The 14,915-nt window shown below is 36.3% G+C and carries 11 protein-coding genes; 4 read left to right on the top strand and 7 right to left on the bottom strand.

Annotated features, from left to right (window positions below; translation table 11 throughout):
* Nucleotides 1-76: 76 nt before the first annotated feature.
* The 4 genes from WBG07_RS15720 to WBG07_RS15705 all read left to right on the top strand — a co-directional run bounded on the left by WBG07_RS15720 (nucleotide 77) and on the right by WBG07_RS15705 (nucleotide 4,942).
* On the top strand, nucleotides 77-727 hold the full coding sequence (locus WBG07_RS15720) for a DUF4331 family protein (protein ID WP_340202587.1): 651 nt from the start codon (nucleotides 77-79) through the stop codon (nucleotides 725-727).
* Between the two features lie 25 nt (nucleotides 728-752).
* Nucleotides 753-1,301 (top strand): DUF4331 family protein, encoded by a 549-nt coding sequence (locus tag WBG07_RS15715; protein WP_340202586.1) that lies wholly within the window; start codon nucleotides 753-755, stop codon nucleotides 1,299-1,301.
* A gap of 102 nt (nucleotides 1,302-1,403) precedes the next feature.
* Nucleotides 1,404-2,696 (top strand): tetratricopeptide repeat protein, encoded by a 1,293-nt coding sequence (locus tag WBG07_RS15710; protein ID WP_340202584.1) that lies wholly within the window; start codon nucleotides 1,404-1,406, stop codon nucleotides 2,694-2,696.
* A gap of 17 nt (nucleotides 2,697-2,713) precedes the next feature.
* Nucleotides 2,714-4,942 (top strand): TonB-dependent receptor, encoded by a 2,229-nt coding sequence (locus WBG07_RS15705; protein WP_340202582.1) that lies wholly within the window; start codon nucleotides 2,714-2,716, stop codon nucleotides 4,940-4,942.
* A gap of 1,642 nt (nucleotides 4,943-6,584) precedes the next feature.
* Here the strand turns inward: WBG07_RS15705 and WBG07_RS15700 are convergent.
* The 7 genes from WBG07_RS15700 to WBG07_RS15670 form a co-directional block, all read right to left on the bottom strand.
* On the bottom strand, nucleotides 6,585-7,634 hold the full coding sequence (locus WBG07_RS15700) for an anti-sigma factor domain-containing protein (RefSeq protein ID WP_340202581.1): 1,050 nt from the start codon (nucleotides 7,632-7,634) through the stop codon (nucleotides 6,585-6,587).
* 1 nt (nucleotide 7,635) lies between these two features.
* A complete protein-coding gene (locus WBG07_RS15695; RefSeq protein ID WP_340202579.1) occupies nucleotides 7,636-8,169 on the bottom strand; it encodes an RNA polymerase sigma factor in 534 nt (177 codons plus the stop codon).
* A 99-nt stretch (nucleotides 8,170-8,268) separates the two neighbouring features.
* A complete protein-coding gene (locus tag WBG07_RS15690; RefSeq protein ID WP_340202577.1) occupies nucleotides 8,269-8,859 on the bottom strand; it encodes a superoxide dismutase family protein in 591 nt (196 codons plus the stop codon).
* Nucleotides 8,860-8,905: 46 nt separating this feature from the next.
* Nucleotides 8,906-9,484, bottom strand: a complete 579-nt coding sequence (locus WBG07_RS15685; RefSeq protein ID WP_340202575.1) for a cysteine hydrolase family protein — start codon at nucleotides 9,482-9,484, stop codon at nucleotides 8,906-8,908.
* A gap of 3 nt (nucleotides 9,485-9,487) precedes the next feature.
* Nucleotides 9,488-10,702 carry a bifunctional alpha/beta hydrolase/OsmC family protein gene (locus tag WBG07_RS15680; protein ID WP_340202573.1) on the bottom strand — a complete coding sequence of 405 codons (1,215 nt, stop codon included), beginning with the start codon at nucleotides 10,700-10,702 and terminating at the stop codon, nucleotides 9,488-9,490.
* A gap of 104 nt (nucleotides 10,703-10,806) precedes the next feature.
* Complete coding sequence (locus tag WBG07_RS15675) at nucleotides 10,807-11,508, bottom strand: DUF2490 domain-containing protein (RefSeq protein ID WP_340202571.1); 702 nt, start codon at nucleotides 11,506-11,508, stop codon at nucleotides 10,807-10,809.
* 60 nt (nucleotides 11,509-11,568) lie between these two features.
* Nucleotides 11,569-14,754, bottom strand: coding sequence for a VPS10 domain-containing protein (locus WBG07_RS15670; RefSeq protein ID WP_340202569.1), 3,186 nt, complete (start codon nucleotides 14,752-14,754; stop codon nucleotides 11,569-11,571).
* Between the last annotated feature and the right edge of the window lie 161 nt (nucleotides 14,755-14,915).

The following is a 14,915-nucleotide window of genomic DNA, read 5'->3' as shown; positions in this document are numbered from 1 at the left end:
ATATTTCTTTTAAAAAAATAAAACCGCTCCCTGGAAAACCTCGTAGGTATGGCTGAAACAAAAAATACTTTCACAAATGAAAAAATCAAAAATCTTATTAGGAGTATCAATTCTGGCGATTGCGGGATTGGTAGGTATTGCGGCAGACCATATTGACGCGCCTGCTGTGCAAGGGGGAACGGCAGATATTACCGATTATTTTGCCTTTCAGGGTCAGGATACAGATAATCTGGTATTTGTAGCTAATGTGCAAGGCTTACTGAGTCCCGGGGCTACTGCCAACGCTGCATTTGAAGAAAATGTACTGCTGGAGTTTAACATAGACAATAACGGAGATAACGTAGAAGACCTAGTAATACAAGCAATCCCAAGAGATGGTAAAATGTATTTCTTTGGTCCCGTTGCACCAAGTACTACCGGAACCACTAGCACCATTGAAACCAGCGCAACTACTGCAGAGGTAGCTATTACCGCCTATGGCAGCAGTGCTATTATTGAAAACAGCAACGGCATGAGCTATTTTGCAGGGCCAAGAGACGATCCGTTTTTCTTTGATTTTGGTCAGTTTAATGAAATCCTGGCAGGAAATGCTACCGGTTTCAACAACCCGGGTACAGATACGTTTGCAGGGTCTAACGTACTTTCTGTAGTAGTAGAAGTTCCTAAAAACCTACTAGGAGGATCTGGTTCACTTAATACATGGGTAGAAACCAAAAGAAAACAATAATAACAAACTTATAAAATAGAAGATCATGAAATCAAGAGTACTAAAATATACCCAATTAATAGCAATGGCAACGCTGTTTGTATTTGCTAGTTGTAGTAATGATGACGATAATAATGGTATGGAGAATCCGGAATTTTCTGGAACCTATGCCCAAGAAGACCAAATGGGCAGACCCGCTATTAATACGGTATTTGTAAGTAGCGCTATGAAAGATAATTTTAATGTAACCACACCAGCCGCTATGAACGCCGCTTTTCAGGCCTCATTCCAATCAAGACTCACCGCGCTTAATCCTGCATACACCACTAATGCATTAGGGCAAGACGCAGCAACGTTTACTGGATTATTGGCTACAGATGTTTTAGGGGTAGCCACTACCGGAACCACTACCTTTTTTGACGGCACGAATGTGCTCACCGGAAGAACTCTTTCTGATGACGTAATAGACGTAGAGCTCCTTCTTATTTTTGGAGGATCAGACGGCATGGCTAACCCAGGCTTAACTTCAGACAATGTAGATGCGAATGATAAAACCTATTCTGCATCTTTTCCATACCTCGCTTCCCCTTGGTAATAAGCATCTTTAAACCGGAGTCTCATAACTCCGGTTTAATTTCTTTTTGAGAAAAATCAGCTTACCAACAAACAGCTTTCAAACATAAACCACAAAAAAATCATGAAAACGTACATAATAGCAGCTGTGCTTACTTCTTTGATACTGCTAGTTTCCTGTTCAGATACCACTAATGCTATTGCAAATAGAAAAGAATATCAGTACAACCTAGAATTACAAAACAATACCCATACCACCTATGCCTTAAATGAAATAGCTTTCTGGAAGAATAAACTAAAAGAATCTCCACATCAGATTTCCTGGATAGGCCGTTTGGCATCTGCAAACACGCTTGCATTTAGTGCTACCGGAATCATAGATTACCTCAAAGAAGCAGAAAGTCTTTTACAGGAAGCCAATGAACGTACTCAATTTAAAAATGCAGGTTTTTTAAGAGCCATCGCTAGAAATTATATTTCACAACACCGTTTTAAAGAGGCTTTGCAAACCTTAGAAAAAGCAGTTGCTACACAAGACGATCTTACCGCTACTCATAAAATGCTTTTTGATGTGTATCTGGAACTAGGAAAAGATACGTTGGCAAAAACAACACTAGAAACCATTAAGAAGGAGGGTGATTTTGATTATTACATTCGGTTAGCCAAGTGGCAAGATCATAAAGGCAAACTACAAGAGGCTATTTATACACTTGAAAAAGCCGCTAGAATTGCTACTGATGCCAATAGTAAGGAGTTAAAAATATGGACATATTCTAATCTTGCAGATTTTTATGGACATGCGGGACGCATAGCAGATGCTTACCAACATTATTTAAAGACGTTGCAGCTAGACCCTCATAATGCCTATGCCTTAAAAGGAATTGCTTGGATTGCCTATGCTCATGATCAAAACCCCGAAGAAGCCTTAGCAATTATAGATGCAATATTAACAAAATACAGCAACCCAGATTTGTATGTACTCAAAGCAGAAATTGCCACTACACTGGGAGATAAGGATTTGAAAGAACAAGCTGAACAATCGTATGAAAAGCTTATTTCTAAAAAAGGGTATGGTGAAATGTACAACAGTTACCAAATTCTTTTATTAGCAGACCAGCCCGATAAGCATGCTAGAGCAATGCAGATTGCCAAACGAGAGATTTTAAACAGAGCCACCCCTTCATCGTATGATTTATTGGCATGGGTTTATTACCAGCAAGGAAATATTACAAAAGCAGCAGCAATAGTAGAACAGCAGGTATACCAAAAAACCTTTGAACCAGAAGCCATGTATCATATGGCAGAAATTTTCAAGGCGGCAGGGCAAACCAATAAAGTAGTCACCCTAAAGAAAGAACTCCAAGAAAGCTATTTTGAACTAGGCCCATTGCTAAAAGTAAAAATAGAAAAGCTGTAAATCTCACAAACTAAATCATGAAACCGACATATTTTTTAATCACCTTTCTATTGATAGGGTACTATACTTTTGCCCAAACTTTAAGGGGAACCGTGCAAGATGAGCAACAATTTCCTGTAGAAGGTGCCTATGTTTACAATGTAACTTCTGGAGCGCACGCACATACCAATGCATCTGGAATGTTTGTTTTGAACAACACCTCTCCCGGAGATTCTTTGAGGATTGGAAGTTTAGGCTTTAAAAAGTATTCTCTACAACTAACAAAAACTGATTTCTCTAAGTTATTACTCATTTTGTTGGAGGAGAAGGCCTTGGAGCTTAATGAAGTAGTCATCAAGAATACAGTAAATGCATTGAGTACTATAAATGCTATTGATTTAAAAACAGATCCGGTGCAGTCTTCGCAAGAGATTCTTAGAAAAGTACCAGGGCTGTTTATTGGTCAGCATGCAGGAGGAGGAAAGGCCGAACAAATTTTTTTAAGAGGTTTTGATATAGATCATGGTACTGATATTTCAATAGAGGTAGACGGACTTCCCGTAAACATGGTCTCCCATGCCCACGGCCAAGGTTATTCAGATCTTCATTTTCTAATTCCAGAAACCATAGATAAGATTGATTTTGGCAAAGGACCTTACAATGCCAACAAGGGAAATTTTGCTACTGCGGGTTATGTAGGTTTTCAAACCAAAGAACGCTTTAAGAAAAGTAGTATTTCTTTGGAGGTAGGGCAGTTTAACACCTTAAGAACCTTAGCTGCCTTCAATTTGTTGTCTAAAGGTAACAGGCAAAATGCGTATGTAGCTATGGAGTATGTTTCTACCGATGGGTTCTTTCAATCGTCTCAGAATTTTAACCGAATCAATCTCTTTGCTAAATATTCCGGTTACTTAAATGATACAGATAAACTAAGTTTCTCGGTTTCTAATTTTTCCAGTACCTGGGATGCATCCGGGCAGATACCGGAAAGAGCAGTGGCTAGCGGACAAATTTCTAGATTTGGAGCGATAGATGACACCGAAGGAGGTACCACAGGTCGTACCAATATAAATATGACCTATCATAAAATAATTTCCGATAATACCTTTGTGAAGAATCAGGTATTTTATTCCCATTATGATTTTGAGTTGTATTCTAATTTTACTTTTTTCTTAAATAATCCGGAAGAAGGCGATCAGATTAGGCAAAAAGAAAACAGACAGATTTATGGTTTTAAAAGTGAACTACAGCATCGTACCACATTTGCCAAGCATCCTTTAGTGCTTAAAATAGGCGCTGGTGGACGTTTTGATAAGATGGATGAGGTAGAATTATCAGAAACTGCTAACCGAACCACTACTTTAGAAAATATTCAATTGGGAGACATCAAAGAAAACAATCTGTATGGTTATGTTGAAGCAAAGTGGAATCTAGGTAAGGTGAGTGTAATACCTTCTTTAAGACTTGACCATTTTAAATTTGCGTATGCCAATGCATTGGCAAACAACTACCAAAATGACGCAGAACAACAAGCTATTTTAAGCCCTAAATTGAACCTGCTTTACAACCCAACTGAAAACTTACAATTATTTGTGAAATCAGGAGTAGGTTTTCACTCCAATGATGCTAGAGTAGTCACCCAGCGTCTTTCTAGGAATACGTTGCCCAAAGCCTTGGGTCTAGATGTGGGAACCATCTGGAAACCGTCTGCCAGAGTTGTTTTAAATACTGCGTTATGGTATTTATCGCTGGAAGACGAACTAATTTATGTAGGAGATGCTGGTATTGTAGAACCTAGTGGAAGAACGCGGAGAACAGGAATAGATTTGGGTATGAGGTATCAATTGAGTGATTATTTGTTTTTTGATACCGATGCTGCTTATGCCTACGCACGTAGCTTGGATGCACCTAACGGACAAGATTACGTACCATTAGCCCCCAATTTTACCTGGACAGGAGGCTTGAGCCTGCTAGATTATAAAGGTTTTAGTGGTGGTTTACAATATCGTTTTCTAAATGATAGAGCAGCCAATGAAGATAACAGTATTGTGGCAGAAGGGTATTTTGTGACCGATGTGAATCTTAGGTATCAATGGAAAAACTATGCGTTGGGAATAGCAGTGGAGAATTTGTTTGATACCAAATGGAAGGAAACCCAATTTGCAACGGAGTCAAGGTTACAAGAAGAGACAGCAGCCGTTGAAGAAATTCATTTTACGCCCGGAACACCTTTCTTTTTAAAGGCAAGTTTCAGCATTACTTTCTAAGTAAACCGTTTATCTATTTTACGTGAGTTCGATATAAATTTCATAAAATATAATTTAATTTTTTTTACACTATTTTAATTTAACAATTTTATTTTTAGATTATTACGTTCATTTTCTTTGCTTGTCCAAAGAAAACGAACCAAAAGAAAAGACACTTTTTAGTTCATGTCATATCTATTTTTCTTGAAGGTATTCATGAATCTTCGATTTCCAAGGTATTTTTGTCCAGAAAGTGGACAAAACCACAGGGCTTTCCTAAATTTTCTCCAAGGCTTCGAAAATTCTTAACGTAAAACCTTGTTATACTGCGGAAAAAGACAACTTTGAACTCGATTTTAATTCTTAATTATGTCGAACTGACGTTATTTTGATTGATTTTTTTATCAAAAATCAACTAACCAGAGGTATTCAACAGTATTCAAATTTTAAGATATACAAGATATCTGGTATGGAAGTTTAGAAAGAACACTAGTTGGTTTTTGTTTGATTGTTTGTTTAAACAACCCTGTTTGCAATAATGGAAACAGGGTTTCTCTAATTAACTTAGTTAACTTGAGCTCAATCTAATTTCAATTTTACATTTTAATCTTAAATAGGGTCTTTGAATTATTAAAGTATGGTATATAAGTTACTTTCGTTCATTTTCTTTGCTTGTCCACCCATCAACTCCGTTCAAGGTTCAAAAACCAACCAAAAGAAAAGACACTTTTTAGTTCATGTCATTTCTATTTTTCATAATGGAATTCATGAATCTTCTATTTCCAGCGGTGTTTTTAGCCGAAAAGGCTAAAACCGCAAGGCTTTGCTAAATTTTAGTTCACTAAGGGCTATTTTCCGTAAAGGAGTTCATGAATTTACATTTCTCCCCCAAACGGTTGGGGCTTTGAAAATTCTTAAAGGAAAATCTTGTTATATTGAGGAAAAAGACAATTTCAAAATTGATTTTAATTCTTATTTAACGTGAATTCGATATAATCTCCATAAAATATAGTTTCAAAATTTTACACTATTTTAATCTAACAATCTTATTTTTAGATTATTACTTTCATTTTCTTTGCTCGCACAGGGGCGAACGTAAAGAAAACAGCTAGTAGCTGTTTTTAGTGAAGCAGCCAGGCGGCGTGGGGAAAACAAAAGAATCCCGAAGGAAGTCGGGAGCACTTTTAGTTCATGTCATTTCTATTTTCCTTGAAGGAATTCATGAATCTTCGATTTCCAGAGGTGTTTTTAGCTGAAAAGGCTAAAACCGCATTCATTTTCCTAAATTTTTTCCAAGGCTTCAAAAATTTTTAACGGAAAAGGCCTGCTACACTGCGGAAAAGAAAAAAATCCATAGAAAAAATAATTTTTTTTACATCGAACTCAGGTTATTTACGATGAACTTACGTTATTTAATTTTTTAAGAGGGTTTGTAATGAATAGAACTTTAAATTATTGAAAAAGGTGCTTTGTTTGTTCTGAATAGGGAGGATATGAAGTAAAATGAAATGTCTTTAGTTTTTATACTATCTTATAAATGGCATTCATTTTTACAATGAATTATCTATTAAAAATATAAATCCATATGTAAGTTCATACATATGGATTTATAGGTTGTATTAGACAGATACTATTTTATTTTTAAAAGATAGATTTTAAAGCCTTAAGTACTAAGAACACCTAGTGTATATAATTTATCCAAGGTTGGTTCTTCACTTCCTCCGGCTGGTTCCAGTGTAATTCCAAACCCTTCAGTAATCCTTGGATTACTATTCTCAATAATAAAAATTTTCTCAATATTATCGTCAAAGTTATCTAAAGTGCCAAGACTTGTAGGGGTGAGAGGATCTAGTTTTAGCGTCCACAACTGATATACTTTTCCTTCTGGGGGTTCAGGTAAACCTTGTACATCTAAATAAATCTTCTTTTCTTCTTTGTTCCAATATGCTTTGGCATAAGACCTAGGAGAAGCTTTTTGCCCAGTTAATGTAACCGTAGTTATTTTTTCATTTCTAATTGCCGTAAATATTTCTTGCCCTCGAAATTTACCAGTATTATCTTGAATAACTTTCTCTAGTTTTTGCTGTAATTTTGCCTCTCTAGCCTCAGACTCTTCAATTTGCTTCTGTAATGCTTCTTCCGCATCCACTATACGCTCATCTAAGATCATGTTTTGAACGCTAACAGCGTTCACTTCTCTATCATATTTTTCTTGCAAAGTAGAATTTTTCCCAACCATCCAGAAGAGTCCTATTGCAAATAAACCAGCTGCAGCCCAACCCATATAAGGAAGCATTGTTAGTACTTTTTTTAGATCTACGGGACTTTTTGGTTTGGTTTTACTTTTTACCTTTCTTTTCCCTTTCTCTTTACCTTCTGCTTTTGGCTGATCATCTGCTTTTGGCTGATCTTCTACTTTTGGTTGATCTTCTGCTTTTGCTCCGTTTTTAGATTTTTTTGGTTCCAATGGAATAAGTGTTTTATTTTCAGTAATAGTAATCTTTTCTTTGACAGATTCAAAGTTTGTTTTGCGATCTTTTGGACTAGTAGCTGCCGTTAGTTGCAAAATACTTGCTTCAATAGCTTCTACTTCTTCTTCAATTTCGGGATATTTATTGATAGTCTCTGCAACTTCTCTGTTTTCTTCTTCAGAAAGAGCTCCAGCAACATACAATTCTAGTATACCTGAGTTTATGTATTCTTTAATATCCATATTATGTATTTAAAACTACTTCTCTCAACTTAGAAATACAACTGCGATTACGAGTTTTTACAGTACCTATGGGTATCTCGAGCTTTTCAGCAGTTTCGCTATGCGTATAACCTTTAAAATAAATAAGATCTATAATTTCAATGCATTTATCTTTTAATTGTAAAACGTACTTTTTGATGCCTATTGCATCTGTCTTTCCATCTAAATTTTCATCATTCTCTATAGTACTTACGAATAAATCGGACGAAAGGTTTCGTTTTTGTGTATTAAATTTTTTTGAACGTGTATAATCAATAGCTGCGTTTCTAGAAATATTTAAGATCCAGGTAAAGAATCTCCCCTTAGAAGCATCGTAACTCCCTGCCTTATCCCATACTTTGATAAAAACATCTTGTAAAATTTCTTCCGAAGCTTCTTGATCTCTAATTACATTATATATGACACCTAGCATGCTTTCGGAAAACATATTATACAGTTTTTCAAAAGCATCAGCATCTTTTTCTTTTAGTTTAGCAATAAGTTGCTGTTGTTGCATATGTACTTAATTAATAAGACAATATTACTAAATTAACCGGAAAATAGGAATAAAAAAATACCTCCTTTTTATGATGTATTTTATTTTATAGGAAAATTACTATTCAATAATACCACCACAGCTTACACGGCCTCCTGCTGCCCCTGTTGGTTGGGTTACATAGTCATCTACACCAGCATGTACAATAATAGCTTTTCCTAAAATATTCTTAGTTTCATCTTCGCATCCAATACACCATTCATCTGTTGTGATACTAATAGCCCCATTACCTTCTGCATCTGCACTAAAATTACCAATGTCTCCCTTGTGATATTTACCATCTTCTGCACCCCATTTTCCATGATCTGTAAAGGTTGGGTTCCAATGACCTCCTGTAGATTTACCGTCTGGAGAACTACAATCTGCTTTTTCATGAATATGGATGGCATGCATACCTTCTTCAAGTCCCATAAGTGAAGCAGTCATAGTGACCATTTTATTTTCTTCGGTAAAAGTAACCATACCCTTAGCGGTACTGCCGCTTTTAGATTCTAGCGGAAAAGAAACCGTTTTTACCGTCACTACTTCTTCCACTGTATTATCTACTACTTTTTCAACTTCCTCTACCACCTCTTCTGTCTTCTTCTCTGCGTTTTTGCAGGCAGTAAAGGTTAGTAAAGAGAGTACGAAAACATATATTAATTTCTTCATTTTTTAGTTTTTTAATTATTCACGAAGTTACGCATACCATCAGAATTTAGCAACTATCTACTGCTCCTAACTGTTTTAATAATTCTTCGGTGCCAAGAACAACAGCAAACTCATCTTTTAAGCTGGCGATAGCAGTATCATGCATAAGTTTTGCCGGATAATTAGTGCCATCAATTCCCTTTTTATTGTAAGTAGCGGTTGCGTCTTCAATCAATAGGGTATGAAAACCAAGATTTCCGGCCATACGGGTAGTGGTTGAAATACAATGATCTGTAGTTAAGCCTACAATAATAAGCGTATGGATACGCTGCTCTTTTAGCTGTTCTTCTAAATTGGTGCCTATAAACGCACTGTTCACTTCTTTTTCTATAATAGATTCTCCCGGTTGGGGATTCACAAAATCTTGAAGTGCATTCCCAAAATTAGATTTGTGTAGTGGAGATGCCTTATTGGTAGAGCAATGTTTAATTATATAAACAGGAAGCTTTGCCGTTCTCCAATAATGTAGAATTTGTGCTATTTTCTTTTCGGCATCAAGGTTGTTACGTTCCTCTCCCCAATACCCTTGTTCTTCAAATCCTTTTTGTACATCAACAACCAATAATGCGGTACGTTCAAATATCATAAGTTAAGTAATAAGTTGAGTTTCTATATTAATCTCGCTATGCAGTGTTCTGTGTACGGGACATTTATTTGCAATTTCTAATAATTTTTGTCGTTGTTGCTCATCAAGATCTCCAGTTATTTTTATTTCTCTGGTAAAGGTATCAATCTTGGCAGTGCTCGATTCACAGTTTTCACAATCATGTGCATGTTTTTTATTGTAACTTGTATGAACTTCTACATTCTTTAGATCCCATTTTTTAAAGGATGCGTACATCTTAAGGGTCATAGCCGTACAGGCTGCCAATCCTCCAGAGACCAATTCATAAGGGGTAGGGCCAAAATTATTTCCACCAATACTTTCGGGTTCATCACTTGTAAAAGTATGATTCCCTAATTTCATTTGAGTGGTAAAACCATTTTCAGTATCCAAACTGGCTACTACTTGGTGGTTTGATTTTATTCCGTTTTCTTCTGGAATTTTAATGTAGCGTTTTGCCCAGCTCGCAATTACTTCACCTACATAAACGGAATCTTCTTTTTTCATCAATAAATGATCTGCACCGTCTAAAGAAACAAAGCTTTTAGGATGAAAGGCAGCATCATAAATTTCTTTTGCATTTGCAATTCCAACTGTATTATCTTGCGGAGAATGCATTACCAACAAAGATTTTCTCATTTCTTTAACTACTTCCGGGAGTGATTTGGTTTCTAAATCATCAACAAATTGTTTTTTAATAGTAAAATCTCTGCCAGCCAAATTAACCACTGCTTTTCCTTCTTCTTTAATTTTTTCTAAACTGCTTTTAAATAAATGGCTCACATGTTTAGGGTTAGAAGGGGCACCAACAGTTGCTATTGCTTCTATGCTTTCTATCTCTGCCGCTGCAAAAATGGCAGCAGCTCCACCCAAAGAATGGCCTACCATAAGGGAGGGTGATTTATAATTTTTATCAAGAAATGCTGCCGCCGCAAGAAGGTCTTCTACATTCCCTGAAAAATTGGTATCTGTAAAGTCGCCTTCGCTTTCACCTAATCCAGTAAAGTCAAAACGCAATACCCCAAAACCATTATCAGTAAGTGCACGGCTAATATTTCTAACAGCACCCAGATTTTTATTACAAGTGAAACAATGTGCAAAAATGGCAAAGTTATGTGGATGTTGATCTATGGGTAGTTCAAGCTTGCCAGATAAATTATACCCAGTTTTATTTTGGAATGTTACTTTTTCTGTACTCATAATTATAGGAATAAGAGGTCTTGCATATAAATTAATCACTCATGTTAATCACTGAGTCGGAATCTCATTAGGAAACTTTCAACGGGTCTCTTTAATTGAATTTGTTATTTGGAGACAGTTTTCTTGCGAAGATCTGTATTCCAAAATACCGCGAATTGGAGTCGGTCAAAATTACTATTGGTAAAATGATTTTTTAAGTATCCAAATTGAAGACTTAAATCTTCATTAAATTGATAACCCACTGCTCCATAGAGTCGGTTTTGACCAAAAATAGGCGCTTGTAAGTTTATAAAAACTTCGTCATACCAGTTAAGAAACCATTTTGCAGAAAGGGGGTAAGTAAGTTGTAATCTATATCTGGCTCTGTGTTGGGTGTCTGATGCTAAGCTCGTCTCAATAAAACGTTGTTCTAACCTATACCTGTGCTCTACTTTTAACCGTCCTAATTTTCCTTTCATAATTAATTGTTGAAAAATTCGGTGTTCTTTAACATCGTTTTCTACAAAAGGGCCATCTGCCAAAGTCAGATCTGTAAAAGTTGGGTCTGTGTCTATAAATGCATACCCCAACGTAATCATTGTTTTTTGATCAAAATCGTAATTTAATCCAGTACGTAACAACAGCTGATTAAAATTGGAGGTGGCTTCATAATATCTGAATTGGGCTTCTGTATGGATACTAAATTTTTCTGCAATTCTGTTAGAGCCAAAATACATATACCAAGCACCAAGATTATCTTCTCCTGTTTGTTGGGCCTTACTTGTAAAACAAAGTAAAAGAATAAAAACAATTGTATATTTCTTCATAATGAGTAGGATCATAAAATTATCAGGTTGCTATTTCTAAGATAACAACCTGATAAAATCTTATAACTTAAAAGTTTTGGTTTCTTTAAACTTAGACAACTCTATTTTTTCCATAGTTTCTTGGTAGACCTTCCAATTGGTAGTAAAGAAACTATTTGTTTTCTCAATAGCTTCCTTCAAGTTTTCTTCTGCATGTTTGATGAGTTGTCTCTCTGTATTAGTAATTCCTGTTTTTCTACTTTTAACATAGGAACTTGCGGTTTGAATGCGCTGATTCACATTAGGAGCTGGATTTCTGGTAATGCCCTGTCGCTTATCTTCTTTTCCTATATAAAGTGCGATGATGCTATCTATCTTTTTTGAAATGTCTTTAGATGCCTTAATGGCGTCTTTGTATTTCTCTTTGTCCTGTTCTTTTAAACTTCTTTCAAATTCAAGGGCTACTTGTTTGCTTTCAACTAGTTGTTTCACGGCATCGGCACTAGTTTGTTGAAGTTTTTGAACTTTTTTACCGTGTTCATACACTTCTGCAATGGCTGTTTGAGAAACTTTCAATCGCGGATCTGTTTTTACGGTAACTGTAGTTTCATCTGTTAAATCGCCAAATTGAATTTTCACCTTGTAGGTGCCGGGTTTAACTAAAACACCACCTTCTTCTTTTGGATTTTTGTTTTTAGAAAGTTTTCTAGAAGGTCTATCGGCTCCTTTTTCATTCATTCCCCAATAAAAATGATGTATTCCATTTTCTTTGGGTGTTTTTATTTTGAGGGTTCTAATAAGTCGTTCACCCTCATAAACAGTTAATTTTATGGAGTCTTTTGTGAGCTTTTGATTCTCTTTTTCATCTTCAGAGATTTCTGGTTTCTTCGGATCTTCTTTTTTATTCAAATAGAATGTTATTTTAGCGCCACGCTTTCTGTTTTCTCCATTAAAAATAGCATCTGCACCAAAACGGCTTCCCGTAGGTTGTTGATAAGCAGCTTGATATGCTATTGGAGGATCAAAGATTTTGATTTCTTTTGTTAAGATAGATTTATCTTTTGCAATGGCTCTTAACGGACGAATATCATCTAAAACCCAAGCGGCTCTTCCAAAAGTGCCAATCACCAAATCGTGTTCTCTGGGATGAATCACTAAATCTTTGGTAGATACAGTTGGAAAACCTTCCGTCCATTTGGTCCATTTCGTACCAGCATCCAGTGAAATATACAAACCATCATCAGTACCTAAAAATAGTAAGTTCTCATTTTCAGGATCTTCCACAATACTTAAAGCATAACTTTTAACATCTTTAGTGGCTACAATTCGCTCCCAGTTATTTCCATAATTGGTGGTTCTATATACGTAGGGGGTATAATTAAATCTTCTATAATCGTTCACTACCACTAAAGCTTCTCCTTTCTTTTTATTGGAGGCTTTTATTTGTGCTATCCAACTTCCTTTTGGAAATCCTTTGATTTTAGAAACCACATTGGTCCATGTTTTACCACCATCTCGGGTAATTTGAATATTACCATCGTCTGTACCTACCCATAGTACCTCTTTTTCTAAAGGAGAGGGTTCAATAACTAAAATAGTACAGTGATTTTCTGCTCCGGTGGCATCCATAGTGAGTCCGCCACTTTCACTTTGTTTTTGTTTATCAGGATCGTTGGTTGTTAAATCTGGGGAGATCACTTCCCATGTAAGCCCTTTATTGGTGCTTTTATGTACAAACTGACTTCCAAAATATACGGTAGAATTATCAAATGGATCTTGTCCAATCCCTGAATTCCAATTGAATCTTAGTTTGATATCAGGATCTGAATGGGTAGGACGAACAATATAATTATTTCCAGTTTTCCAATCGTATCGTGAAACAAAACCTTGCTGACTCATGGCGTATCCATATCTAGAATCATCTAAATCTGGAACTACATCAAACCCATCACCAAAAGCAATTTCCTGCCAGTAATCATTTCTAATACCTTGTGCTCTCCAAACATAGGCAGGACCTCTCCAAGAACCATTGTCCTGCATACCGCCGTATACGTTGTATGGAAATTCATTATCGGTACTAATATGATAAAACTGAGCTACCGGAAGGTTTCCAATAAAACGCCAACTGTTTCCACCGTCATAGGTAATATTCATACCTCCGTCATTCCCATCAATCATAAACGCTCCATTATTAGGATGAATCCACCAGGCATGATGATCTGGATGTACTCCCTTGTCTGTATTATAGGCAGGCATTAATTGCTTGAAATTCTTTCCGCCATCTTCAGAGACATTTACATAGGTAAAGACAGAGTATACTCGATTTTCATTTTCAGGATCAACAAAAATATCAGAATAGTAAAAAGGACGGTTACCGATATCTGATTTTTCATTGATTTTTTTCCACTTAAATCCGCCATCTTCAGATTTGTAGAGTGCATTCTTTTTAGCCTCTATAAGCGCATAAATAATATTAGGTTTGTTTGGGGCTATAGCAATTCCAATTCTACCTAACGCTCCTTTGGGCAATCCATCTTTTTCTGTGCGTTGCTCCCAGGTTTCCCCTTTGTCATGACTAATGTAAAGTCCGCTACCTTCACCACCAGATTTAAAGAACCAAGGGTCACGTTTATGTTCCCAAAGAGCGGCAATTAGTTTATTTGGATTTTTAGGATCTATTACCAAATCTGCTACTCCAGTTTTGTTATTAGCAAACAGCACTTTGCGCCATGTTTTACCACCATCAGTAGTTTTAAAAACCCCTCTTTCTGGGTGTACTCCCCAAGGAGATCCAATGGCGCCTACGTACACCGTGTTTGGATCTGTAGGGTCTATGATTACCCTGTGAATATGTCTGGTTTTTTCCAGTCCCATCAATTGCCAGTTCTTTCCACCATCTAAGGATTTGTAGACTCCGTAGCCGCCATTCAAGCTATTTCTAGGGTTTCCTTCTCCCGTTCCCACCCAAATAACACTTGGGTTTGATTGCTGAATTGCTACGGCACCAATAGAAGCTGTAGCCTCTTTTTCAAAGATGGGTTTCCAGGAAACCCCTCCAGATTCCGATTTCCAGAGACCGCCAGAAGCAGTTCCCACGTACATTACATTCGGGTTAGAAGTCACCACATCAATGGCAGTTACCCTACCGCTCATTCCTCCGGGTCCAATATTACGAGGTTTCATTCCTTTTATGGCCTCCATAGAGAAATCTTGGGCGAATACCCCCATACTTAAAAAGGCTATTAGGAAAGTGTAATAGTATTTCATAAAATTATTCTTTGATTAGCTATCGTTTTATTTGTTGTTCAAGATTTGTAAAAAAATGCACTTTTGGAAATTTTTTCGGCAAAGATTTTAAACCCACTGGCTTTATTAGTAAAAGTATTACAAACAGCTACAAGTATGTTTTAATTAGACATTTTTTTAAA

Origin of the sequence: Ascidiimonas meishanensis, assembly GCF_037782385.1 — a bacterium.
In the GTDB taxonomy this organism is placed as follows: Bacteria; Bacteroidota; Bacteroidia; order Flavobacteriales; family Flavobacteriaceae; genus Ascidiimonas; species Ascidiimonas meishanensis.
This window is presented reverse-complemented; position numbering and strand designations above follow the sequence as displayed.

What these genes read in the sequence shown, in the direction of transcription:
- WBG07_RS15695 (WP_340202579.1), bottom strand. Translation starts at nt 8,169, where the DNA reads ATGCAACAACAGCAACTTATTGCTAAACTAAAAGAAAAAGATGCTGAT.
- WBG07_RS15710 (WP_340202584.1), top strand. Translation starts at nt 1,404, where the DNA reads ATGAAAACGTACATAATAGCAGCTGTGCTTACTTCTTTGATACTGCTA.
- WBG07_RS15720 (WP_340202587.1), top strand. Translation starts at nt 77, where the DNA reads ATGAAAAAATCAAAAATCTTATTAGGAGTATCAATTCTGGCGATTGCG.
- WBG07_RS15675 (WP_340202571.1), bottom strand. Translation starts at nt 11,508, where the DNA reads ATGAAGAAATATACAATTGTTTTTATTCTTTTACTTTGTTTTACAAGT.
- WBG07_RS15715 (WP_340202586.1), top strand. Translation starts at nt 753, where the DNA reads ATGAAATCAAGAGTACTAAAATATACCCAATTAATAGCAATGGCAACG.
- WBG07_RS15690 (WP_340202577.1), bottom strand. Translation starts at nt 8,859, where the DNA reads ATGAAGAAATTAATATATGTTTTCGTACTCTCTTTACTAACCTTTACT.
- WBG07_RS15705 (WP_340202582.1), top strand. Translation starts at nt 2,714, where the DNA reads ATGAAACCGACATATTTTTTAATCACCTTTCTATTGATAGGGTACTAT.
- WBG07_RS15685 (WP_340202575.1), bottom strand. Translation starts at nt 9,484, where the DNA reads ATGATATTTGAACGTACCGCATTATTGGTTGTTGATGTACAAAAAGGA.
- WBG07_RS15680 (WP_340202573.1), bottom strand. Translation starts at nt 10,702, where the DNA reads ATGAGTACAGAAAAAGTAACATTCCAAAATAAAACTGGGTATAATTTA.
- WBG07_RS15700 (WP_340202581.1), bottom strand. Translation starts at nt 7,634, where the DNA reads ATGGATATTAAAGAATACATAAACTCAGGTATACTAGAATTGTATGTT.
- WBG07_RS15670 (WP_340202569.1), bottom strand. Translation starts at nt 14,754, where the DNA reads ATGAAATACTATTACACTTTCCTAATAGCCTTTTTAAGTATGGGGGTA.